This window comes from Actinoplanes sp. NPDC051861, from assembly GCF_040681145.1.
Lineage (GTDB): Bacteria > Actinomycetota > Actinomycetes > Mycobacteriales > Micromonosporaceae > Actinoplanes.
The window spans coordinates 52,999-73,251 of sequence record NZ_JBFAYE010000026.1 but is presented as its reverse complement, the minus strand read 5'-3'; the positions used below and the strand labels follow the sequence as shown (position 1 = coordinate 73,251).

The following is a 20,253-nucleotide window of genomic DNA, read 5'->3' as shown; positions in this document are numbered from 1 at the left end:
ACCCAATCCTACCTAGCGTAAACTTCGGCAGTACCCGGGCTCCTCCAGGTACGACCTTGGGGAAAGGCATCACGCAAGTGCCGGTGATCGTGTTGGTCGGCGCCCAGTGGGGCGACGAGGGCAAGGGCAAAGCCACAGACCTGCTGGGTGACCGGCTCGACTACGTGGTCAAGTTCAACGGTGGCAACAACGCGGGCCACACCGTCGTCATCGACGGTGAGAAGTACGCACTCCACCTTCTTCCGAGTGGAATCCTCTCCCCGAACGTCGTACCCGTGATCGGCAACGGCGTCGTGGTGGACCTCAACGTCCTGTTCCAGGAGATCGACGGCCTGGAGGCCCGTGGCATCGACACGTCCCGGCTGCGGATCAGCGCGAACGCGCACGTGATCGCGTCGTACAACCGGTCGATGGACAAGGTCAGCGAGCGGTTCCTGGGCGCGCGGCGGATCGGCACCACCGGCCGCGGCATCGGCCCGACGTACGCGGACAAGATGAACCGGATCGGCATCCGGGTCCAGGACCTGTTCGACGAGTCGATCCTGCGGCAGAAGGTGACCGCCGCGCTGGCGTTCAAGAACCAGGTGCTGTCGAAGATCTACAACCGGAGCGCGGTGAAGGGCGAGGAGGTCGTCCAGGAGCTGCTCTCCTATGTCGAGCGGCTCCGGCCGTACGTCGCCGACACCGCCCTGGAGCTGTCCCAGGCCATCGACGGTGGGAAGGTCGTGCTCTGCGAGGCCGGCCAGGCCACCCTGCTCGACGTGGACCACGGCACCTACCCGTTCGTGACCAGCTCGAACGCGACGGCCGGCGGCGCCTGCACCGGCTCCGGCATCCCGCCGACCCGGATCGACCGGGTGGTCGCGGTGCTCAAGGCGTTCACGTCGCGCGTCGGTGAGGGCCCGTTCCCGACCGAGCTGCACGACAAGTTCGGCGACTACCTGCGCGAGGTCGGCCACGAGTACGGGACGACCACCGGCCGCCCCCGCCGGATCGGCTGGCTCGACCTGGTGATCGGGCGGTATGCGCAGCGCATCAACGGCGTCACCGACTTCGCGCTGACCAAACTGGACAATTACGACGGGCTGGACGAGATTCCGGTCTGTGTGGCGTACGACGTGAACGGTGTCCGGCACGACGAGATGCCGATCAACCAGACCGACTTCCACCACGCGAAGCCGATCTACGAGACGCTGCCCGGCTGGAAAGAGGACATCTCCGGCTGCCGCAAGTTCGAGGACCTGCCGAAGGACGCGCAGAACTTCGTCGAGTTCGTCGAGCAGCGGATCGGCGCGCGCATCTCGATCGTCGGCGTCGGCCCGGGCCGCGAGGCGGTCATCGAGCGGAACTCGGTTCTCTGACCGTGTTCGACGTCGTACTCCTCAGCCTGGCGGAGGGTGACTCCTGCAGCGGCCGCGCTCCGCGTACCCCGATGCTGGCCTGCGCCGACGCCTTGCGCGCGGCGGGCGCGAAGGTGGAGACCGTCGTGGCCTCCTCCGACCAGGAGATCGACGCGGTGCTCGCCCGGTTCGACGGCCCTGCCCGCCCGGACGGCCTGACCTGGCCCTCTCTCGACGAGGGCAAGCGGCTGGTGGTGGCCACCGCCACCGACGGGCAGTTGCGCGCCGTCGTGCGCCGGCTGGTCCGCAGGTACGCGCCGCCGCCGAGCAAGCGGCCGGCCGACCTGAACACCGACCGGACCGTGCCGGACCTGCCACCGCTGGCAATCCTGCCGCTCGACCCGGGCAACTCCGAGGACCTCGCCGCTCAGCTGGGCCTGCCCCGCACTCCGGCCGCCGTGGCCGAGGCCGTGCTGAACGGCACGGTCCGCCGGCTCGACCTGCTGCGCAACGACGGCGGCTCGATCACGCTGGACGGCGCGCTGCTCGGCGGTGCGAACGACGACGGCAAGGCGGTGCCGTGGCGCGGCCGGGTCGAGGTCGACGACGCGCTGCTCTCCGACGGCGAGGAGCCGATCCTCGCCTGCGTGGTGGGCAACGCGGCGGGTTACGCCGAGTTCGACGGGCTGCGGCTGCTGGCCGAGGGAGATCCGACCGACGGCCGGGTCGAGGTCGCGGTTGCGGTCCCGGTCGTGGTCAAGCAGCGTTTCAAAGGCACGAGGGTACGGGTGGAGGTGCGCCGCGCCCGGGGAAGGGCGGTGTCCGTGCTGCCCCGCGAGGCCGAGTTGCAGTTCCTCGACGACGGAGTGGCGGGTTCGACCAACCGTAAGCGAAGCTGGTGGACCGAGCAGGGCGCGTGGGCGGTGTACGCGGGGTAACCCGCTGGATGGGAGGTCACATCCGTGGAGGACGAGAACGCCGACCGCGTCCACGTCCCGAATGACTCCGGGCCCGCACGGGACGTGGAGCCGTTCTGGGCCGAGGACGAGCCGGAGGAGACTCCGGTGCACGGCCGGCCCGTTCCGCTTCCGCCCGCCGGGGTGGTCGAGGTCGAGCCGGGCGTGTTCCAGCCGCCCGGTCCGCCGGGGGTGCACGTCCCCCAGCAGCGGGTGACGTTCGAGGCGCCGACGCAGCCGTGGCCGGTGGTCGACGGCCGGCCGGTCTCGCCTGCCCAGCCGCCGGTGCCACCGCCGGTCCAGCCGGTCACCTTCCTGCCGCCTCACGGACAGCCGCCACCGCCTCACCAGGGCCAGCCGCCGGGGCAGAACCAGATGCCGCCGGACTCGCCGTGGGCCCAGCCGTTGCGGCGAGCGCCGGAGCCGCCGCTCCCACAGGTCACACCGCCTCCGGCCGAGCCGGGCGTCTATCAGGTCGGCGCGCAGCCGCCCGGGACGGTCTACCAGCCGCCGGAGGAGCCACCGCCGGCCGCGCCAGTCGACCCGTTCGAGGAACTCGCCCTGATCGCCGACGGCACGCCGACAGCGGAGGAGTTCGCCCGCCGCAGGCTGGCCCGGCCGATTCAGCAGAACGCGACCATGGGCCCGCGGGCGATGCTCAAGAAGGGCACCCTCGGCCTGGTCAAGCTCGCGCCCGGCAAGCGCGAGGTGGAGTACAAACAGGACGTCGAGAAGGTGCGGCGCAACTTCGGTGGCCTGCGCCAGGTGACCGTGGTCAACCCGAAGGGCGGCGCCGGCAAGACGGTCGCCGTGCTGCTGCTCGCGATGACGTTCGGCCAGAAGCGTGGCGGTTATGTGCTGGCCTGGGACAACAACGAGACCCAGGGCACCCTCGGGATGCGGGCGCAGCAGGACTTCCACGCGCGGACGGTCCGGGACATGATGCGCGACCTGCATCTCTTCCAGGGCGCGCAGGGCCGGGTCGGCGACCTCTCGCAGTACGTCCGGGCGCAGGGCGAGGGCATGTTCGACGTGCTCGCCTCGGACGAGTCCGCGACCGCCGGCGAGATGCTCACGGCCGGCGCGTTCGCCGAGATCCGCGACGTGGTGAGCCGGTTCTACAAACTGATCTTCGTGGACACGGGCAACAACGTGCGCGCCGAGAACTGGATGGCCGCCATCGACGCCACCGACCAGCTGGTGATCACGATGTCGGCCCGCAACGACTCGGCCGAGCCCGCCGCCCGCATGCTCGACCACCTGGAGCAGGCGGGCCGGCGCCGGCTGGTCCGCGAGGCGGTCACCATCGTGACCGTGCCGCCGACCCGCAAGGACATCGACCTGCCCGCCATCGAGCAGCACTTCGCCGCCCGCACCCGGGCGGTTCTGCTGGCCCCCTACGAGAGGCTGATCGACTCGGGCGAGCCGATCCGCTACGGCGAGCTCTCCGGCAACTCGAAGGACGCCTGGCTGAAGATCGCCGCAGCAGTCGCCGAGGGCCTCTGAAGAACAAAACAAACCCGTGTGTGGATTTCGGCCTCGGTACGAGCCCGAAATCCACACACATTGGTTGGTCAGGAGAGGGCGTCGGCGGCGGCCGGGTCGCTGTCGCGCAGGAACTGGGTGCACCGCGCGGCCTCGTCGGCCTCACCGATCGCGGCGGCAGCCAGCGCCAGGGCGTGCAGGCAGCGCAGGAAACCGCGGTTCGGCTCGTGGGCCCAGGGCACCGGCCCGTGACCCTTCCAGCCGTTGCGGCGCAGTGCGTCCAGGCCGCGGTGGTAACCCGTGCGGGCGTACGCGTACGCCGTGACCGGCTCGCCGGCGGCGAGCGCGTCGGTGGCCAGCGGCGCCCAGGCGGCGCTGTAGGCGGGGTGGTCGGCGGCGACCGCCTTGAAGGCCTCGACCGTGCTGGCCTCGGACAGCGCCTTGTCGGCGACGGCGTCGGCGGGCAGGAGGGTGGCCGGCGGCTCGGGAAGGAGGTTCTGCATGACCTCATTCAACCCGGCCGCCCGGGGTAAATTCCGTCGGACCCGCTCAGTCCCAGGCGCGGCCCAGACGGAAGAGCCGATCGGCGTACTCGATCTGGGTCTGCCACTCGTCCGGCCACGCACTCAGGCCCAGTGACGCACCGGCGAAGGCACCCGCCAGGCACGCGATGGAGTCGGAGTCGCCGGAGGAGGCCGCGCCGCGGCCGAGGACCGCGACCGGCTCGTCCGGGGAGATCAGATAGACGTAGAGCGCGGTGGCCAGCGCCTCCTCGGCGATCCAGCCGGCACCGGTGACCAGGCACGGGTCGCCGTCGAAGCGACCGGTGGCCAGCGCCTCGGCGACCCGGTCCAGCGCCGACGCGCACTCGTCCCATCCGGTGGCGATGAAGTCCTCCGGCGAGGCGGCTCCGGAGCGCTGCCAGAGACCTCCGAGCCATTCCGAGCGATAAATCTTGCGCTGCTCATCGCAGCGTTGGCGGAGGGCGGCGAGCAGGTCGGCCGGCGCGAGGCCGTCGATCAACCAACGGCATGCGTACGCGGTGAGCTCACTGGCGGCAAGCCCGGTCGGGTGCCCGTGGGTCAGCCCGGCCTGCAGTTGCGCCGCTCCGGCCCGCTGATCGTCGCTCAGCCCCGGCACCAGCCCGACCGGTGTGACCCGCATGTTGGCGCCGCAGCCCTTCGACTCGGCCTGGGTGGCCCGGGTCCAGGGCCGGCCGTCGGCGAGCGCCGCACAGGCACGCAGACAGGTCATGCCGGGTGCGCGGTCGTTCTCCGGGCTCGCCGCCCACTCCAGGAACCGCCGCCGCAGCACCGGCTCGAACGTCGCGGGCGTCAGCGTGGTCACCTCACGCAGAGCCTCACCGACCGCGAGCGCCATCTGGGTGTCGTCGGTGACCAGCGCGGGTTCACCCTCCAGACGGCGTGGCCCGCCGGGACCGTATCTGGCGACGATCTCGTCGTACGGCCGGAACTCGGTGGGTTTGCCCAACGAGTCCCCGTACGCCAATCCGAAGAGCGATCCCGACGCAGCACGCATGCCGACAACTCTAGGGGCTGTCCTGCCGATGACCCGAGTGCGAGGCGAGGTCCAGGTGGTGGCTGGCGTCGGCCGGGCGAAGGTCGCATACCGGGGTTGTATGCGGCCTTTGACCGGACGCCGTCAGGCGCCGCCTGGGCCACGCCGCAGCCCCGGGTGATCGGCAGGACAGCCCCTGGGTAAAGGCCGGGGTCACCGAAACGGGCTGGTTCGCCCCGCGCAAGATGGACGGTATGCCGGATCCCCTGCAACCAGTTCTCGGCGGTGACGCGCCGTTCGACGCAGCCGAGTTCGAGATCGAGTCCCGTGCCGAACTCGACGTCCACCTCGCCAAGCACAACCTGGCCGGCCTCGCCGTCCTGGGCCTGCGCCTCGACCGCGAACCGCCGGACCTCTCCGGCGTGGACGTGCACGGCTCGCTCTTCGTCGGCTGCGAGTTCGCCTCGGCCGAGGTGGAGATCGACCTGATCCGCCGGGGCGCGCACGTGGTGCCGCCCTTCGACGACCTGCCCTATCCGACCCATCCGGCCCTGCTCTACACACCCGAGGACCTGGCGTCCGGATTCGCCGAGGGCGGGTTCGCCGGAATGTACGACACGGTCGTCTTCGACCACTTCGTCGCGCACGGCGGCGCGGTACCGCACCTGCGGGAGGCGCTCGCCCAGCGGCTGCACGACGCCGGGATCGACAACGCGCTCGGCAAGGCCCTGTCGGCGTGGGCGGCCACACACGGCCACGAGGGCGCGGTCGGGATCATGGGCGGTCACGCCGAGCCGCGCGGCTCGGCGGCGTACCGGATGGTCGCGGACCTGACCCGCAAGCTGGCCGGTGCGGGCCGGCTCGTGGTGACCGGTGGCGGCCCGGGCGTCATGGAGGCGGCGAACCTGGGGGCGTACTTCGCGTCGCGCACCGGGGCGGAGCTCGCGGCGGCGATCGACACGCTGGCCGGTGCGCCGCACTTCACCGACCACGACCCGTACACCGCGGCGGCGCTGGCGGTGCGGGAGGCGTACCCGGTCGCCGAGACCGACCTCGCCGGTCGCCTCCAGCACGGCGGCCTGGCCCTGCCCACCTGGCTGTACGGCCACGAGCCCGCCAACCTGTTCGCCGGCCAGATCGGAAAATACTTCTCCAACGCCGTCCGCGAGGACTCGATCCTGCGGCTGTCCCGCGGCGGCATCGTCTTCGCGCCCGGCTGGGCCGGCACGGTGCAGGAGATCTTCCAGGCCGCGACGAAGACCTTCTACCGCACCGACGGCCCGTCCGGCGCGTTCGTCTTCCTCGGCACCGGCCACTGGTCGAAGCTGCCGGTGGCGGACCTGCTGGGGCCGCTGTTGGCTCGCTCCCCGCACGGCGACCAGTCCGGCCTGATCGTGGTGACCGACTCGCTGGACGAGGCGTTGGCGGCCCTGCACGGATGATCTGGCGGGCATACCGCACACTGCCCTCATGGTGAGCTTCGTGGTGGTGGTCGCGTGCCTGTTCACGACGGCGTTCTTCGCGGTCGCCCTGGCCGCGTCCGTGATCATCTTCCGTAAGGCCCGGCGGGGCCGGGACAGCGGCCGGTACGGCCACGGCCACAAGGGCCGCGGCCACTCCGGCGGCGGCGCCTACTACGACAGCAACTCGTCGTCCGACTGGGGCGACTCCCGCCATGACGACGGCGGCAGCTCGTGGGGCGACAGCGGCGGTGGCTGGGGCGGCGACAGCGGTGGCGGGGGTGGCGACAGCGGCGGCGGCGGAGGCGGTGGCGGCGACTGACCGGCCACAGTGGCGCGAACCGCTCACACTGCAGCCATGCTGACGATGACGCTCTTCCTCCTGGGTCTCCTGGTGGCCGTCTCGCTGATGGTCTACGTCGCCGGTAAGGCGAGCCGGGAGAACCGCCACCAGCGCCACGCCGCCACGGGCTACATCGGCGGCTCGGCCTACCACGGAACCGGCGAGACCGGCTTCTCCGGTGACTCCTGCGACAACAGTGGCTCCGGCGGCGGCTGGGGTGGCGGCGACTTCGGCGGCGGCAGCAGCGGCGGCGGGGACGGCGGAGGTGGCGGCGGAAGCTGCTGAAACGGCCTAGTGACGGACTGGCGCGGGTACCGCACACTGCAGCCATGGTGATGATTCTGCTGTTCGTCGCGGTAGTGGTGATCGCCCTGATGGTCACGCTCCACCGGAGGCAGCGCCGGGCCGGCTGGGTCGCGGGCGCCGAGCACCAGCCCGACGCGAGCCGCTACCTGGGCTACACGCCCTACCATGGCGGCCTCGACGGTGGCGGCAGCGCGGCCGCCGGCGGCGGGGGCTGCGACGGCGGTGGCGGCGGAAGCTGCTGATCAGGCGCCGCGGACGCGGCTTGATCAGGCGATATGGACGCGGCGCCAGTGCACGGCCGGCAGGTCCGCCTCCGGCACGTCGGTGAGGCCGTTCTCGTCCATCGCGTTGTAGATCGCGAGGCGCGCGCCGTCGAAGAGGAACTCGACGGCGTGCAGCACTCGCGGCCGCCAGTCCGCCGAGGTGGTCCGCTCGATGACGTTGACCGCCCGCAGCGGGCGGCCCCGGGCGTTGCGCAGCGCGGCGTGCGGGTCCGAACGCCAGTCGAAGTGCTCGTACCAGTCGATCGGGATCGACATGTCGATCTGGTCCCAGGTGATCGCACACTCGTCGAACTTACGGTGAGTGATCTCGATCTGACTCATCCCGAAGTCGAGGATCACCGGGCCGTCGGCGAACCAGCCGCGCTGGCTCATGTCCCACATCAGCCAGCTTGATCTCAGCTTGCGTCCGATGAGCCGGACGAACATGTGTCGATGCGCGGCGGCGAGTGTCTCGGCGTCGTGGTGCCATTCGGGTTTCCAACCCTCGATGCCGAGCAAGATCACCGTCCCTAGATCAAGAGGGACGATGGTACCCACGCCGCTGCGTGACATCGCAAGACAACGACGGCCGGTCCCCGCGTACGGGGACCGGCCGTGGCAGTTTGATTACTTCGAGAGAGTGGTTCCGGTCGACCGAAGGTGCTCGCACGCCTCGATGACGCGCTTGGCCAGACCGTTCTCGGCCAGCTTGCCCCAGGCGCGCGGGTCGTATGCCTTCTTGTTGCCGACCTCACCGTCAACCTTGAGGACGCCGTCGTAGTTGCGGAAGAAGTGGTCCGCGACCGGGCGGGAGAACGCGTACTGCGTGTCGGTGTCGATGTTCATCTTCACCACGCCGAAGTCCAGGGCGCCGTGGATCTCCGAGAGCAGCGAGCCGGAGCCGCCGTGGAAGACCAGGTCGAGCGGCTTCTCCTTGCCGTACTTCGCGCCGATCGCGTCCTGGATCTCCTTGAGGATCTCCGGGCGGAGCTTGACGTTGCCCGGCTTGTAGACGCCGTGCACGTTGCCGAAGGTGAGGGCGGTCAGGTAGCGGCCCTTCTCACCCAGGCCCAGGGCGGCGGCGGTGGCCAGGCCGTCCTCGACAGTGGAGTACAGCTTGTCGTCGATCGCGGCCGAGACGCCGTCCTCCTCGCCACCGACGACGCCCACCTCGATCTCCAGGATGATCTTGGCGGCGGCGGTCGCGGCGAGCAGTTCCTCGGCGATCTGGAGGTTCTCGTCCAGCGGCACGGCCGAGCCGTCCCACATGTGCGACTGGAACAGCGGCGCCTTGCCGGCGGCCACCCGCTCCTTGGAGACCTCGATCAGCGGGCGCACGAAGGAGTCGAGCTTGTCCTTCGGGCAGTGGTCGGTGTGCAGCGCGATGTTGATCGGGTAGTGCTTCGCGACCTCGGTGGCGAACTCGGCCAGCGCCACGGCGCCGGTGACCTTGTTCTTGATGGTCGGGCCGGACACGTACTCGGCTCCACCGGTGGAGATCTGGATGATGCCGTCGCTGCCGGCCTCCGCGAAGCCCTGCAGGGCGGCGTTGAGGGTCTGCGAGGACGTCACGTTGATCGCCGGGTAGGCGAACGCGCCGGCCTTGGCGCGATCGATCATTTCGGCGTAGACCTCGGGAGAAGCGATAGGCATCAGTGCGCTCCTTGCTCTTTGGTACGGGAAGCAGAGGGCAGGACCGCGCTGTCCTCCAGCAGGAAGTATTCCGCAGTCGCGCTGCGTAGCGGAAACGACCCCGAAACTCGTAACCGGCGAACCGGCGATCTGTCGGCTCGTGCCGGTTTGTGCGGCATCTTCGCTGGGGAAGGCGGACCATGGACGAGAGTCGTCGACAGAGAGGGGAGCCCACATGACGCGCCCGATGGACGAGGTCGACCTCGAGACGCCCGAGGTGGACGCGGCCGAGCAGTCCAGGCTCGCCGTTCCGGGCCTGCTCGACGACGAGCCCGAGGAGATGCCCGCGATCACCGAGGCCAACGAGTGGGACGCGCAGGAGCAGGGCCGCGTCGTCGAGTTCGACGACGACTACCGCTGACCCGGCACGCCGCAAATAGATCGCCGGGATTCGGCGGCGCTGCGACCATCGACGGGTGCTGCTCACACTGACGACCACACACCGGCCCGCCACCGACCTCGGGTACCTGCTGGTCAAGCATCCGGATCGGGTGCACTCCTTCGACGTGCCCACCGGTACGGCGTACGTCCTCTACCCCGAGGCGACCGACGACCGGTGCACCGCCGCGCTGATGCTGGATGTCGACCCGCAGCGGCTGCGCGCGCAGAAGGACGCCTTCGAGCTGAGCCAGTATGTGAACGACCGCCCGTACGCCGCCTCCAGCCTCCTCGCCAGCGCCCTCGCCAAGGTGTTCCGCACCGCCCTGCGCGGCGTCTCCCGCGACCGTCCGGAGCTGGCCGCCGGCGCGATCCCGCTGGAGGTCCGCGTGCCCGTGCTGCGCGGCACCGCCGACCTGGTCACCCGCCTGTTCGGCCCGCTCGGCTGGACGGTTGCCGCGGAGCCGATCCCGTTCGAGCCGGAGATCGGGGGTGACAGTCGCTACGTCGACCTGCGGCTCACCGGCGAGCTGCGGCTGGCCGACGCGCTCAACCACCTCTACGTGCTGCTTCCCGTCCTCGACGACGGCAAGCACTACTGGGTCGCGCCGGACGAGATCGAGAAGTTGCTGCGCTCCGGCGAGGGCTGGCTCGCCGGCCACCCGGAGAAGGTGCTGATCGCCCGGCGTTACCTGGCCCACCGCAAGTCGCTGGCGACGACCGCGCTGCAGCTGCTGGAGGCGGATCAGGAGCCGGCGGACACCGAGGAGGAGGCCGAGCTGCCGGTCGCGCGCAAGGCACCCCTCGCCGAGCAGCGCCGCGACGCGGTCCTGGCCGCGCTGGCCGAGGTGCGCGCCGCCCGCGTGCTGGACCTCGGCTGCGGCGGTGGCGCCCTGCTCACCGCGCTGCTGAGGAACAGGCAGTTCACCGAGATCGTCGGCGCCGACGTGTCCAGCCGCGCGCTGGATCAGGCCGCCCGCCGGCTGCGGCTGGACCGGCTGCCGGAGCGGCAGAGGGACCGGATCCGGCTGATCCAGACCGCGCTGACCTACCGCGACGACCGGCTGACCGGCTTCGACGCGGCGGTGCTCATGGAGGTGATCGAGCACGTCGACCTGCCCCGGCTGCCCGCTCTGGAGTCGGCGGTCTTCGGGCACGCGCGGCCCGGCGCGGTCGTCGTGACCACGCCGAACGTCGAGTACAACGTGCACTACGAGGGCCTGGTCGGGATGCGGCACTCGGACCACCGCTTCGAGTGGACGCGCGCCGAGTTCGCGGCCTGGGCCCACCGGGTCGCTTCGGCGTACGGCTACACCGTCACGATCCGCGGCGTCGGCGACCCCGACGAGTCAACCGGCGCGCCCACCCAGCTCGCCCTGTTCACCACTGATGAGGAGGTGTCCGCATGATCCTCGACGTACCCGAGCTCAGCCTCGTCGCGCTCGTCGGCATCTCCGGCTCCGGCAAGTCGACGTTCGCGCGTGCCCACTTCAAGCCGACCCAGGTGCTCTCCTCGGACTTCTTCCGCGGCCTGGTCGCCGACAACGAGAACGACCAGTCGGCCTCCGGTGACGCCTTCGAGGTCCTGCACTACGTGGCCGCCAAGCGGCTGGCCGCCGGCCGCCTGACCGTGGTGGACGCGACCAACCTGCAGCCGCACGCCCGCGCCGGCCTGGTCAAGGTCGCCAGGGAGCACGACGTGCTGCCGGTGGCGATCGTGCTGGACGTTCCCGAGCCGCTGGCCTGGGAGCGCACACAGGCGCGTGCGGACCGCACCTTCGGCCGCCCGGTTCTCGCCCGGATGCACCGTGACCTGCGCCGGTCCCTCGGTCAGCTGGCCAAGGAGGGCTTCCGGAAGATCCACGTGCTGCGCGGGCCGGACGAGATCGCGGCCGCCGGGATCCGCTACGAGAAACTCTTCAACGACCGCCGCGACGAGCACGGACCGTTCGACATCGTCGGCGACGTGCACGGGTGCCGGGCCGAGCTCGAGCTGCTGCTCGCCAGGCTGGGCTGGGACCTGGTCCGCGACGAGCAGGGCCGCCCGGTCGACGCCGTGCACCCGGAGGGCCGCAAGGCGGTCTTCGTCGGCGACCTGGTCGACCGCGGCCCGGACTCCCCGGGCGTGCTGCGCCTGGTGATGGGCATGGTCGCGGCCGGGCACGCCATCTGTGTGCCGGGCAACCACGAGCAGAAGCTGGCCCGCAAGCTGAACGGCCGCAACGTGCAGCTCACCCACGGTCTCCCGGAGACCCTGGAGCAGCTCGCCGCCGAGCCGGACGAGTTCGTGCGTGAGGTGCGGGCCTTCATCGACGGCCTGGTCAGCCACTACGTGCTCGACGACGGCAGGCTGGTGGTCGCGCACGCCGGGCTCAAGGAGGCGTACCACGGCCGGGCTTCCGGCCGGGTGCGCAGCTTCGCGCTCTACGGCGAGACGACCGGCGAGACCGACGAGTACGGCCTGCCGGTTCGGTACCCCTGGGCGAACGACTACCGGGGTTCGGCCGCGGTCGTCTACGGCCACACGCCGACACCGACAGCAGAGTGGATCAACAACACGATCTGCCTGGACACCGGCTGCGTCTTCGGCGGCGCGCTCACCGCGCTCCGCTGGCCGGCGCGCGAGGTGGTCTCGGTTCCGGCGGCGAAGGAGTACTACGCGCCGGCGCGACCGCTGGTCACGGTCGCGACCAAACCCGAGCGGGGCTTGGACATCGCGGACGTTACGGGCCGTCGTCACCTTGATTATGGGTACGGGAAGACGACCGTCCCCGCCGAGAACTCGGCAGCCGCCCTGGAGGTCATGGGCCGGTTCGCCGTGGACCCGGAGACGCTGGTCTGGCTGCCGCCCACCATGGCGCCGTGCACGAGTTCGACCGTGGACGGCTTCCTGGAGCACCCGTCCTCCGCCCTCGCCGACCTGCGCGCGGCCGGGGTGGACCGGGTCGTGTGCGAGGAGAAGCACATGGGCTCCCGTGCCGTGGTGCGCGTCTCCCGCACCGGTGACCGCGACGCGATCTGGACCCGGACCGGCCGGCCGTTCTTCGGGCCGGAACTCAACGATCCGCTGCTCGCCCGGGTCCGGGCCGCCGCCGAGCCGCTCCTCACCGAGCTGGACACCGACTGGCTGCTGCTCGACGCCGAGCTGCTGCCCTGGTCGGCCAAGGCCGGGTCGCTGATCCGCGACCAGTACGCGAGTGTCGGCGCCGCCGGCCGCTCCGCGCTGCCCGTCGCGCTCGCGCTGCTCGACCAGGCCGGCGCACGCGGGCTGGACGTGGGCGGGCTGCGCGACCACCTGGAGCTGCGGTCAACCGAGATCGACGGCTACTCGGCGGCATACCGGGCGTACGTGAAGCCGACCGACGGCCTCACGGGCGTCACACTGGCGCCCTTCGCGGTGCTGGCCGGCGCCGGCGTCTCGTACGCGAAAAAGGACCACGACTGGCACCTCGCGCTCGCGGACCGCCTGGTCGCGGCAGACCCGGAGCTCTTCACCCCGACCCGGCGGATGATCGTGGATCTCGCCGATCCGGCGGCGGAGGCGGCCGCGACCGACTGGTGGATGACGCTGACCGCGGCCGGCGGCGAAGGGATGGTGGTCAAGCCGTGGGCCGGGCTCGCCGTGACCGACCCCCGGGGACGGCTCGTGCAGCCGGGCGTGAAGTGCCGCGGGCGTGAGTACCTGCGGATCATCTACGGTCCCGAGTACACCCGGCCGGAGCAGCTGGACCGGCTGCGGCGACGCAACCTGGGCCGCAAGCGCGCGCTCGCCCTGCGCGAGCACGGGCTGGGCCTGGCGGCGCTGGACCGGCTGGCCGAGGGTGCTCCCGCATGGCGCGTCCACGAGCTGGTCTTCGCCATCCTGGCGGCCGAGTCGGAGCCGGTCGACCCGCGGCTCTGAGCTGTCCGGGGAGTTTCTCGGTGGGCACACGGTATCCACAGCGTTCATACAGGTTCCGGGTAATCGACTGCCGGTACCCTGGCTCCTCGTGGACACCCATGCGCTCACCGAGACGCTCGCGCTGAACCCGATGGACCCGAAGGACCTGCTCCAGGCCTTCGGGTTGCCGGGCGTTCTCGCCATCCTCTTCGCCGAGACCGGCCTGCTGGTCGGCTTCTTCTTCCCCGGCGACTCGCTGCTGTTCCTGGCGGGCGTGGCGGCCTCCTCGGTGGCCGATTCGATCTTCGGTGAGGGCGCCAAGCTGTCCATCGCCGGCCTGCTGATCGGCGCGCCGATCTGTGCCATCATCGGCGCCCAGCTCGGGCACTGGCTCGGCGCGAAGTATGGGCGACGCATGTTCGACAAGCCCGACTCGAAGCTCTTCAAGAAGGAGTACGTCGAGAAGGCGGAGTTCTACTTCGAGAAGTTCGGCCCGGCCAAGGCCGTGGTGCTGGCCCGCTTCATCCCGATCGTGCGGACGTTCCTCAACCCGGTCGCCGGCACCCTGGGCATGCCGGCCCGCCAGTTCTTCATCTGGAACGTGGTCGGCGCCATCCTCTGGACCGACGGCATCATCCTGATCGGCTACCTGCTGGCGCAGCAGATCTACGACGCCATCGGCGATCAGATCGACCACTACATCCTGCCGGTGGTCGCTCTGATCATCCTGATCTCGGTGCTGCCGATCCTCATCGAGATCCTGCGCGAGCGCCGGGCGAAGAAGCTGGGCCTGACCAACGAGGCGGACCCGGCCACTGCGATCGGCGTGGTCGCCGCGGCCACCGTCGTGGGCATCGCCGACGCCGCGCACCAGGAGTTCGAGGAGCGCGTCCACGGCCACCACGGCCATCACAGCCAGGGTCACGGGCAGGGTCAGGTTTACGGCCAGCCGCAGACTTACGGTCAGCCTCAGGACAACACCCAGCAGGGGTACGGGCAGCAGCCGGGCTACGGTCAACCCGGCTACGGTCAGCCCGACTACGGTCAGCAGCCCGGCCAAGGTCAACAGCCTGGGTATGGGCAGCAGCCCGGCCACGGTCAGCAGCCTGGGTATGGGCAGCAGCCTGGATACGGTCAACCGCCCGGCTATGGGCAGCAGCCGAGTTATGACGACCAGCAGCAGTGGCCTCGCGGCTGACTCTCGTCCTCTCGTCGGCAACGGAAAACGGCCGGTTCCGGATCTCTCCGGGCCGGCCGTTTCGTATGTCCGAGGTCAGACGCTCACGATGCCCTGGAGTCGATCCAGGAACTCCTCGGGGCAGTCCCGGAGGTTCTCCAGACGGCCCGCCGTCAGCGCCCGATAGGTGAGCGAGGCCGCTTCCTCGAGGTTGCGGGCCCGCTTGTGAGCCAGTTCGACCGAGTCGCCCATCACCACGCAGCCGTGCTGGCTCAGCACCAGACAGTCGGTGCCGTCAGCGGCCATCGCGGCGGTCAGCGCGGCAAGCTCAGAACTACCGGGCAGACGGAACGGCACAGTCGACACACGGCGCAGGTAGAACGCGTGGTCGGTGGTGACGATCCGGATGTGCTCGCCCAGCGCGTCCAGCAGCAGGGCCGTCTGCGGGTGCAGATGGACCACGGCGTTGACGTCGGGGCGGGCACGATAAAGCGCTAGATGCAGTGCGAGCTCACTGGTCGGCGCGATCCGGGGCGACGGTGTCGTCCCGATCACGGCGTGCTCACCGTCCGAGATCCGGACCGCCGCGAAGGAGGTCCGGCTGAGCCGGTCGAGCCAGGAGCCACTTGCGGTGACCCAGACGGCGTCCTCATCCGGGACACGGGCGGACAGGTTGCCACCCGATCCGCACACGAGGCCGGCCTGGACCACGTCGTAACCCACGTGCGCGAGCTGGTCACGCAGGTCACCGGGAACGTAGTTCACCTGATTGCTCCTCAGGTCGCCGGTTCTGGTCGGGTCCTCGGCCTGGCGTCACGTCCCTCCCCCGATTCAGTGACGCCAGGCGTTGCCCAACTCTCAGCGCGCCTTCTTGGTGGCCCGCTTCCGAGGCGGAGTCAGCAAGTCGGCGATGGTGGCGATAGCCGTCGGCACCAGCCGGTAGTACGCCCACACTCCCCGCTTCTCCCGCTCGAGCAGCCCCGCCTCGGTCAGGATCCGCAGGTGGTGACTAACAGTCGGCTGCGAGAGGCCCAGAGGAGCCGTCAGGTCGCAGACACAAGCCTCACCGTCCGTAGCGGACTGAATAAGGCTCAGCAGCCGCAGCCGGGCCGGGTCGGCGAGCGCCTTCAGCACTCCCGCCAGGCGCTCGGCGTCAGCGCGTTCAATCGGCTCGCCGGCAAGCGGCGAGATCTGAGGCATCGTCATTTCCGCCAACGCAGTTCCCACGATCTCCATCCTTCCACCAACTGCATCGATTCTCCTGCATGTACGCAGGAACGAACCGGTTAACTTTCAGGCCGTAAGGCCGACATCGATCGCCGGGTCGGCCGATCGGGGCGGTGGGTCGGCAGCTGCCTCACCCTCGTCCGACCAACCTTTACCGCGACACCGACTTCGGTCTCTGCCTCCTGCAACGCCTCAGCCGCCATCTGGTCGCTACCCATCCGTGTCGAGCTCTCGATCCCCGTCTCCGGGGTGAGGCGGGCCACATTGTCAATTCGTCGATTGTTTCGGCTCACCGATCTCGGACGATGACCCGCCACAGAACGCATCGACTCCATCACGCCACACTGCGCGATCATTTGGACGCCCCACTCCGGCCCAACAGCTCACGACCCGATGAAAGCACGACGCCACGCTGCGCGACGGGCAATTCAGTGATGAATTTACGCAGGTCGTCTCGTGCTTCCATGACATCGAGCGTACTGGCTGGAAGGAAACCGGAATCTTTCGCCCCGCCGGGGCGGAACGGAACTATTGACCCACAGCTTTGCCCGCTTCTGTAAAGAAGGTTTACCGGATCTCGTCCTTTCGTCGGACCATAGATGCAGCTCAAAGCGGTTACCGCCGGTACGGTACCCGCGCAGCCTCCAGGATCACCTGGTGGTTGGGCTGTGAAGGTGCTGTGAACGCCAACAAACACGTTTGTCCGTTGAGGCGAAAACACCCACCGTCTGGCCGATCTAGATCTATCCGGACAGCCGATCGGGTGACGGCAACAGAAACGGACCGTACCCGTTCGAGTGACCCACAGTCGTCGATACGGGACCGACTTAGCGGGTTCTCAGTCGGACGGTCGCGACCAGAACTCGTCTTCTGATCCCGGCGCGGGCTTGCCGGAAGGCCGCAGAGATGAACTCTGATCGGGTTCGGCAGCTTCGGCCGCTTCGCCCGTCGATTGTTCTGGGCGAGTTCCAGAAGACTCGGATGAAGTCACCCTCTCGGTGACACCCGGTCCGGAACCGATCGCCGACCCCGCCGTGGAAAGAGCCGTTGTGATGCTCGACTCATTGGTGGCCGCGGACTCGGGGCGCCCGGAGTCGGTGGTGGCGGGCTCCACATTCGCCGGCGCGGTGGTGTCACTCGCCCCGGTGGCGTCGCCCGGCCGCACCGTGGGCGCTCCGAGCTGGGCGGATGCGTCATCCGGACGCGTTGCGGGCGCTGCTGGCCGGGCGGATGCGTCGTCCGGCCGGGGCGGCGCCTCGGGACCCGGTGTGAACGCCACCGGGGTCGTGGGGGGTGTCTGAGCGGCGGGCGGCGCATACGCAGAGTGATCCTGCTGTGCGTATGGAAGGTAGACCGGCGCGGGCGGAGCGTAGGGCGAGCCGGGCGGCGGAGGCCCCCACCCGGCGTCAGGTCCACCGGCGGGAGGTCCGTAGGACGGCGGGGCCGACTGGGGCGGAGGTCCGTAGGACGGCGGGGCCGACTGGGGCGGAGGTCCGTAGGACGGTGGGGCCGACTGGGGCGGGGGTCCGTAGGACGGGGGAGCCGGCTGAGCCGGAGGCCCGTAGAACGGCTGGCCCGGCTGAGGCGGAGGCCCGTCAAACGGCTGGCCGGGCTGAGGCGGAGGTCCGTAGGAGGGCGGTACCGGCGGGGCAGGCGATCCGGGCGGCGGGTAGGCGCCGGGACCGAGATAGGGCGGCGCTCCAGCTCCGGAGGAGGGGACGGGACCGGGCGGCGGCCCCCACCCGGGCGCTCCGGCGCCGGAAGACGGGAGTGAGCCGTGCTGGGGCCCCCAACCCGGGGCTCCGGCGGGCGGCGGGTAGCTGTGGGCGCCAGCGGCAGCCCCCGACCCGGGAGGAGCGAACTCCGGCCCGTAGCCCGGAATCGGTCCCGAACCGTAAACCGGCGGCGGGCCGCCGTGGCCGTAGTCCGGGGATCCCGCAACGGGGTACCCGGGAAAGCCCGCACCCGACGGGACCGGGCCCGGATAGCCCGCACCCGACGGCACCGGGCCCGGATAGCCCGCACCCGACGACGGCACGCCCGGCTGACCCGGGAAGCCCGCACCCGACGACGGCGCGGGGCCGGCGTAACCCGGCAGCGGCGGGAAGCCGGTGAACGGCTGCTGGGGGTAGGCCTCCGGTTCGAGGCCGAAGAACCGCTTCGGAGCCATCAGCAGCAGCGCGCCCACGAGCAGGTAGGCCAGCACCTGCGCACCCGCCACAGCGGCGTTGAGGCTGATCCAGCCGCTCGGGTACGCCGTGCCGAGCGCCGCGCCCATCGAACCCGCGAGTGCCTCGCCGGAGCGCTGGCCGGCGAGCGCGCCGAGGGAGCCGAGACCGCCCAGGATGCCGAGGGCGCAGACGGCGAAGGTGACGCCACGCGCCAGGCGACTGCCGCGGCGCAGGCCGAGACCGAGGACGACGAAGAGCGCGACGACGAGGATCGCCAGCACCGCGGCCACGGCGGCGTCGAGCCAGATCACCGCGATGAGCGACTCGGCCTCGTCGGAGCCGCCGGTCGCGTCACGGAACCGGCCGACGGTGGAGGGCGCGATCGACACCATGCCTATCGCGTAGATCAGACCGGCCGCCGCCATGGCCCAGAGCAGAGCGACGGCGGTTGTCACAGCGGCCGGCCGGGAGCCGGGCGGCGACGCGGTGACGGGTGGCTGAGCGGCGTAGGACATCGATGGCTCCCGCAGGTTCGGCTGGCCAAAACCTACCGCCTGCGCGGCCAAGACGTGGCCGGACCGGACCACCCGGGGGCGGTCCGGTCCGCGGAACGTCGATCAGGCCGGGTCAGTCGGCGGCCGCTGCTGCTGGTCACCGCCCGGAGCGGGCTGCTCGGGAGCCGCCCACGGGTCGCTCGCCGGCGAAGCGGTCGGATCCGACGGCACCGCCCCACCGCCGGGCGGAGGGGACACCCCCGGACCTCCCGGCGCCGGAGCGCCATAGGGGGCAGGGCTGCCCGGCGCGTGCGTGCCGGCCTGACCCGGGTAGGGCGGAAGGCCCGGAGCCGGCTGTCCAGGCTGCCCATACTGCTCGGGCGAGCCGAGATGACCACTCGCCGGCGACCCCGGAGGACCCGAGGGCGGGCTGTAGGGATCCTGCCCACCGGGATACGGCGGAACCGTCCCCGGATAGGAAGCCGGCGCTCCCGGGTAAGGCGGCACCGTGCCCGGATAGGGCGGCGGCACAGACCCCGGCGCTCCCGGATAGGGCGGCACAGATCCAGGCGCTCCCGGATAGGGCGGCACCGACCCCGGCGCAGGCGCACCCGAACTCGGCTGAGCAGAAGGACCACCGGGATAGGCACCCGGATAGGCACCCGGCTGCCCCGGGTACGGCTGCCCATAAGCGGCCGGATAACCCGCCGGCGGATACCCACCCTGCGGATACCCCTGCGGCGGATACCCCGGATACACCCCCGGGTTCCACACCGCCGGCTTCCGGAAGAAGGCGTTCGACTTCGGCAGCGCCAGCATGATGATCACCGCGATCAGCCCACCCGCCGTCAGCAGGCTCAACGCGCCGACCATCGGCTCGAACCACCCCGGCAGCGACGCCGCCAGGTCCGCCTCGAGCTGCTGGTCCGACGGCCCGCCCTCACCGGCGCTCGTCGACACCGCGCTCGGCACCGAGTCGACCACCGCGAGCAGGTTGCAGCACAACCCGATACCGGCGAAGACGAACGTCACGATCCGCGACGCGTTCTTGCCCAGGCCGTTGAAGACTGACAGCACGACGAGACCACCCGCGACCAGCAGGTAGACCACCGCGAAGATCGCCAGGGTCGCGGTGACCACACTGAGCAGTTGGTCGTCGAGCTGGCTGCCGGCGTAGGAGAGGCGATACCCATCCCGCACCGGGCCGATGATTGCGAAGATCGAGACGGCGACGAGCAACTGCGCGCCGGCGATCGCGTACAGCAGGATCGATGAGGCCGTCACGGTGACCGGTCGCGGCGGGGGCGCCGGATTTGGCGTGGAATATGTGGGAACGGTCACACTGCCCTCCTCTAGATCCATTTACGGTATCGGTAGGGCGCCATATCCCGCGACCGACCCTCACCGTCGGCGACCACGTGGCAACATCAGGCGACGAGAGTCCCAAATACCACAAAAGGTCGCTCGTTCGGGGGGCGACACGGCCGGTTTTCGCCACCTAAACTTCGAATCCGTGGCATCCGGCTGGCAGCAGAGACCTCCAGCGGACCACCCTGCTCGCAG

At 70.5% G+C, this 20,253-nt stretch carries 18 protein-coding genes and 1 pseudogene; 11 read left to right on the top strand and 8 right to left on the bottom strand.

Annotation, left to right across the window (positions count from 1 at the left end):
* Positions 1 to 77: 77 nt before the first annotated feature.
* From AB0M02_RS40860 to AB0M02_RS40850, 3 genes are read left to right on the top strand one after another with little or no spacing between them, the layout of a single operon-like run.
* The gene (locus AB0M02_RS40860) at positions 78 to 1,361 is read left to right on the top strand and encodes an adenylosuccinate synthase (protein ID WP_364237500.1); all 1,284 of its coding nucleotides are present in this window, start codon (positions 78 to 80) and stop codon (positions 1,359 to 1,361) included.
* 2 nt (positions 1,362 to 1,363) lie between these two features.
* Positions 1,364 to 2,278 carry a diacylglycerol kinase family protein gene (locus AB0M02_RS40855; protein ID WP_364237498.1) on the top strand — a complete coding sequence of 305 codons (915 nt, stop codon included), beginning with the start codon at positions 1,364 to 1,366 and terminating at the stop codon, positions 2,276 to 2,278.
* 24 nt (positions 2,279 to 2,302) lie between these two features.
* Positions 2,303 to 3,802 (top strand): ParA family protein, encoded by a 1,500-nt coding sequence (locus AB0M02_RS40850; RefSeq protein WP_364237496.1) that lies wholly within the window; start codon positions 2,303 to 2,305, stop codon positions 3,800 to 3,802.
* A 68-nt stretch (positions 3,803 to 3,870) separates the two neighbouring features.
* Here AB0M02_RS40850 and AB0M02_RS40845 read toward each other — a convergent pair whose 3' ends face one another.
* A complete protein-coding gene (locus tag AB0M02_RS40845) occupies positions 3,871 to 4,284 on the bottom strand; it encodes a DUF3151 domain-containing protein (protein WP_364237494.1) in 414 nt (137 codons plus the stop codon).
* 46 nt (positions 4,285 to 4,330) lie between these two features.
* A complete protein-coding gene (locus tag AB0M02_RS40840) occupies positions 4,331 to 5,320 on the bottom strand; it encodes an ADP-ribosylglycohydrolase family protein (protein WP_364237492.1) in 990 nt (329 codons plus the stop codon).
* Positions 5,321 to 5,553: 233 nt separating this feature from the next.
* On the opposite strand from AB0M02_RS40840, the gene AB0M02_RS40835 reads away from it, so the two are divergent.
* From AB0M02_RS40835 to AB0M02_RS40820, 4 genes are read left to right on the top strand one after another with little or no spacing between them, the layout of a single operon-like run.
* Positions 5,554 to 6,741 (top strand): hypothetical protein, encoded by a 1,188-nt coding sequence (locus AB0M02_RS40835; RefSeq protein ID WP_364237490.1) that lies wholly within the window; start codon positions 5,554 to 5,556, stop codon positions 6,739 to 6,741.
* A 28-nt stretch (positions 6,742 to 6,769) separates the two neighbouring features.
* Positions 6,770 to 7,081 (top strand): hypothetical protein, encoded by a 312-nt coding sequence (locus AB0M02_RS40830; protein ID WP_364237488.1) that lies wholly within the window; start codon positions 6,770 to 6,772, stop codon positions 7,079 to 7,081.
* A 36-nt stretch (positions 7,082 to 7,117) separates the two neighbouring features.
* The gene (locus tag AB0M02_RS40825) at positions 7,118 to 7,387 is read left to right on the top strand and encodes a hypothetical protein (RefSeq protein WP_364237485.1); all 270 of its coding nucleotides are present in this window, start codon (positions 7,118 to 7,120) and stop codon (positions 7,385 to 7,387) included.
* Positions 7,388 to 7,431: 44 nt separating this feature from the next.
* Positions 7,432 to 7,650, top strand: coding sequence for a hypothetical protein (locus tag AB0M02_RS40820; protein WP_364237483.1), 219 nt, complete (start codon positions 7,432 to 7,434; stop codon positions 7,648 to 7,650).
* 24 nt (positions 7,651 to 7,674) lie between these two features.
* Here AB0M02_RS40820 and AB0M02_RS40815 read toward each other — a convergent pair whose 3' ends face one another.
* Both AB0M02_RS40815 and fbaA read right to left on the bottom strand, forming a co-directional pair.
* Complete coding sequence (locus AB0M02_RS40815; RefSeq protein WP_364237481.1) at positions 7,675 to 8,229, bottom strand: hypothetical protein; 555 nt, start codon at positions 8,227 to 8,229, stop codon at positions 7,675 to 7,677.
* Positions 8,230 to 8,298: 69 nt separating this feature from the next.
* Positions 8,299 to 9,324, bottom strand: coding sequence for a class II fructose-bisphosphate aldolase (gene fbaA / locus AB0M02_RS40810; protein ID WP_364237480.1), 1,026 nt, complete (start codon positions 9,322 to 9,324; stop codon positions 8,299 to 8,301).
* 214 nt (positions 9,325 to 9,538) lie between these two features.
* Between fbaA and AB0M02_RS40805 the strand changes: the two genes are divergently transcribed.
* From AB0M02_RS40805 to AB0M02_RS40790, 4 genes and pseudogenes are all read left to right on the top strand, one after another.
* Positions 9,539 to 9,724, top strand: a complete 186-nt coding sequence (locus AB0M02_RS40805; protein ID WP_364237478.1) for a hypothetical protein — start codon at positions 9,539 to 9,541, stop codon at positions 9,722 to 9,724.
* A 55-nt stretch (positions 9,725 to 9,779) separates the two neighbouring features.
* The gene (locus tag AB0M02_RS40800; RefSeq protein ID WP_364237475.1) at positions 9,780 to 11,150 is read left to right on the top strand and encodes a 3' terminal RNA ribose 2'-O-methyltransferase Hen1; all 1,371 of its coding nucleotides are present in this window, start codon (positions 9,780 to 9,782) and stop codon (positions 11,148 to 11,150) included.
* A complete protein-coding gene (locus tag AB0M02_RS40795) occupies positions 11,147 to 13,642 on the top strand; it encodes a polynucleotide kinase-phosphatase (protein ID WP_364237473.1) in 2,496 nt (831 codons plus the stop codon). Before AB0M02_RS40800 ends, AB0M02_RS40795 begins: the two co-directional genes overlap by 4 nt.
* 88 nt (positions 13,643 to 13,730) lie before the next feature.
* Positions 13,731 to 14,492: pseudogene (locus AB0M02_RS40790) on the top strand (DedA family protein); the annotation flags it as partial.
* 402 nt (positions 14,493 to 14,894) lie between these two features.
* Here the strand turns inward: AB0M02_RS40790 and AB0M02_RS40785 are convergent.
* The 4 genes from AB0M02_RS40785 to AB0M02_RS40770 form a co-directional block, all read right to left on the bottom strand.
* On the bottom strand, positions 14,895 to 15,563 hold the full coding sequence (locus tag AB0M02_RS40785; protein ID WP_364237471.1) for a class II aldolase/adducin family protein: 669 nt from the start codon (positions 15,561 to 15,563) through the stop codon (positions 14,895 to 14,897).
* A gap of 93 nt (positions 15,564 to 15,656) precedes the next feature.
* Positions 15,657 to 16,034: a metalloregulator ArsR/SmtB family transcription factor gene (locus AB0M02_RS40780; protein ID WP_014440216.1), complete on the bottom strand. Its 378-nt coding sequence runs from the start codon at positions 16,032 to 16,034 to the stop codon at positions 15,657 to 15,659.
* Between the two features lie 829 nt (positions 16,035 to 16,863).
* The gene (locus tag AB0M02_RS40775; RefSeq protein WP_364237468.1) at positions 16,864 to 18,711 is read right to left on the bottom strand and encodes a hypothetical protein; all 1,848 of its coding nucleotides are present in this window, start codon (positions 18,709 to 18,711) and stop codon (positions 16,864 to 16,866) included.
* 102 nt (positions 18,712 to 18,813) lie between these two features.
* Positions 18,814 to 20,031 (bottom strand): hypothetical protein, encoded by a 1,218-nt coding sequence (locus AB0M02_RS40770; protein ID WP_364237466.1) that lies wholly within the window; start codon positions 20,029 to 20,031, stop codon positions 18,814 to 18,816.
* Positions 20,032 to 20,253 lie beyond the last annotated feature (222 nt).

Coding starts and splice junctions, on each gene's coding strand:
- AB0M02_RS40840 (WP_364237492.1), bottom strand. CDS start 5,320: ATGCGTGCTGCGTCGGGATCGCTCTTCGGATTGGCGTACGGGGACTCG.
- AB0M02_RS40845 (WP_364237494.1), bottom strand. CDS start 4,284: ATGCAGAACCTCCTTCCCGAGCCGCCGGCCACCCTCCTGCCCGCCGAC.
- AB0M02_RS40835 (WP_364237490.1), top strand. CDS start 5,554: ATGCCGGATCCCCTGCAACCAGTTCTCGGCGGTGACGCGCCGTTCGAC.
- AB0M02_RS40830 (WP_364237488.1), top strand. CDS start 6,770: ATGGTGAGCTTCGTGGTGGTGGTCGCGTGCCTGTTCACGACGGCGTTC.
- AB0M02_RS40805 (WP_364237478.1), top strand. CDS start 9,539: ATGACGCGCCCGATGGACGAGGTCGACCTCGAGACGCCCGAGGTGGAC.
- fbaA (WP_364237480.1), bottom strand. CDS start 9,324: ATGCCTATCGCTTCTCCCGAGGTCTACGCCGAAATGATCGATCGCGCC.
- AB0M02_RS40820 (WP_364237483.1), top strand. CDS start 7,432: ATGGTGATGATTCTGCTGTTCGTCGCGGTAGTGGTGATCGCCCTGATG.
- AB0M02_RS40780 (WP_014440216.1), bottom strand. CDS start 16,034: ATGGAGATCGTGGGAACTGCGTTGGCGGAAATGACGATGCCTCAGATC.
- AB0M02_RS40795 (WP_364237473.1), top strand. CDS start 11,147: ATGATCCTCGACGTACCCGAGCTCAGCCTCGTCGCGCTCGTCGGCATC.
- AB0M02_RS40775 (WP_364237468.1), bottom strand. CDS start 18,711: ATGTCCTACGCCGCTCAGCCACCCGTCACCGCGTCGCCGCCCGGCTCC.
- AB0M02_RS40825 (WP_364237485.1), top strand. CDS start 7,118: ATGCTGACGATGACGCTCTTCCTCCTGGGTCTCCTGGTGGCCGTCTCG.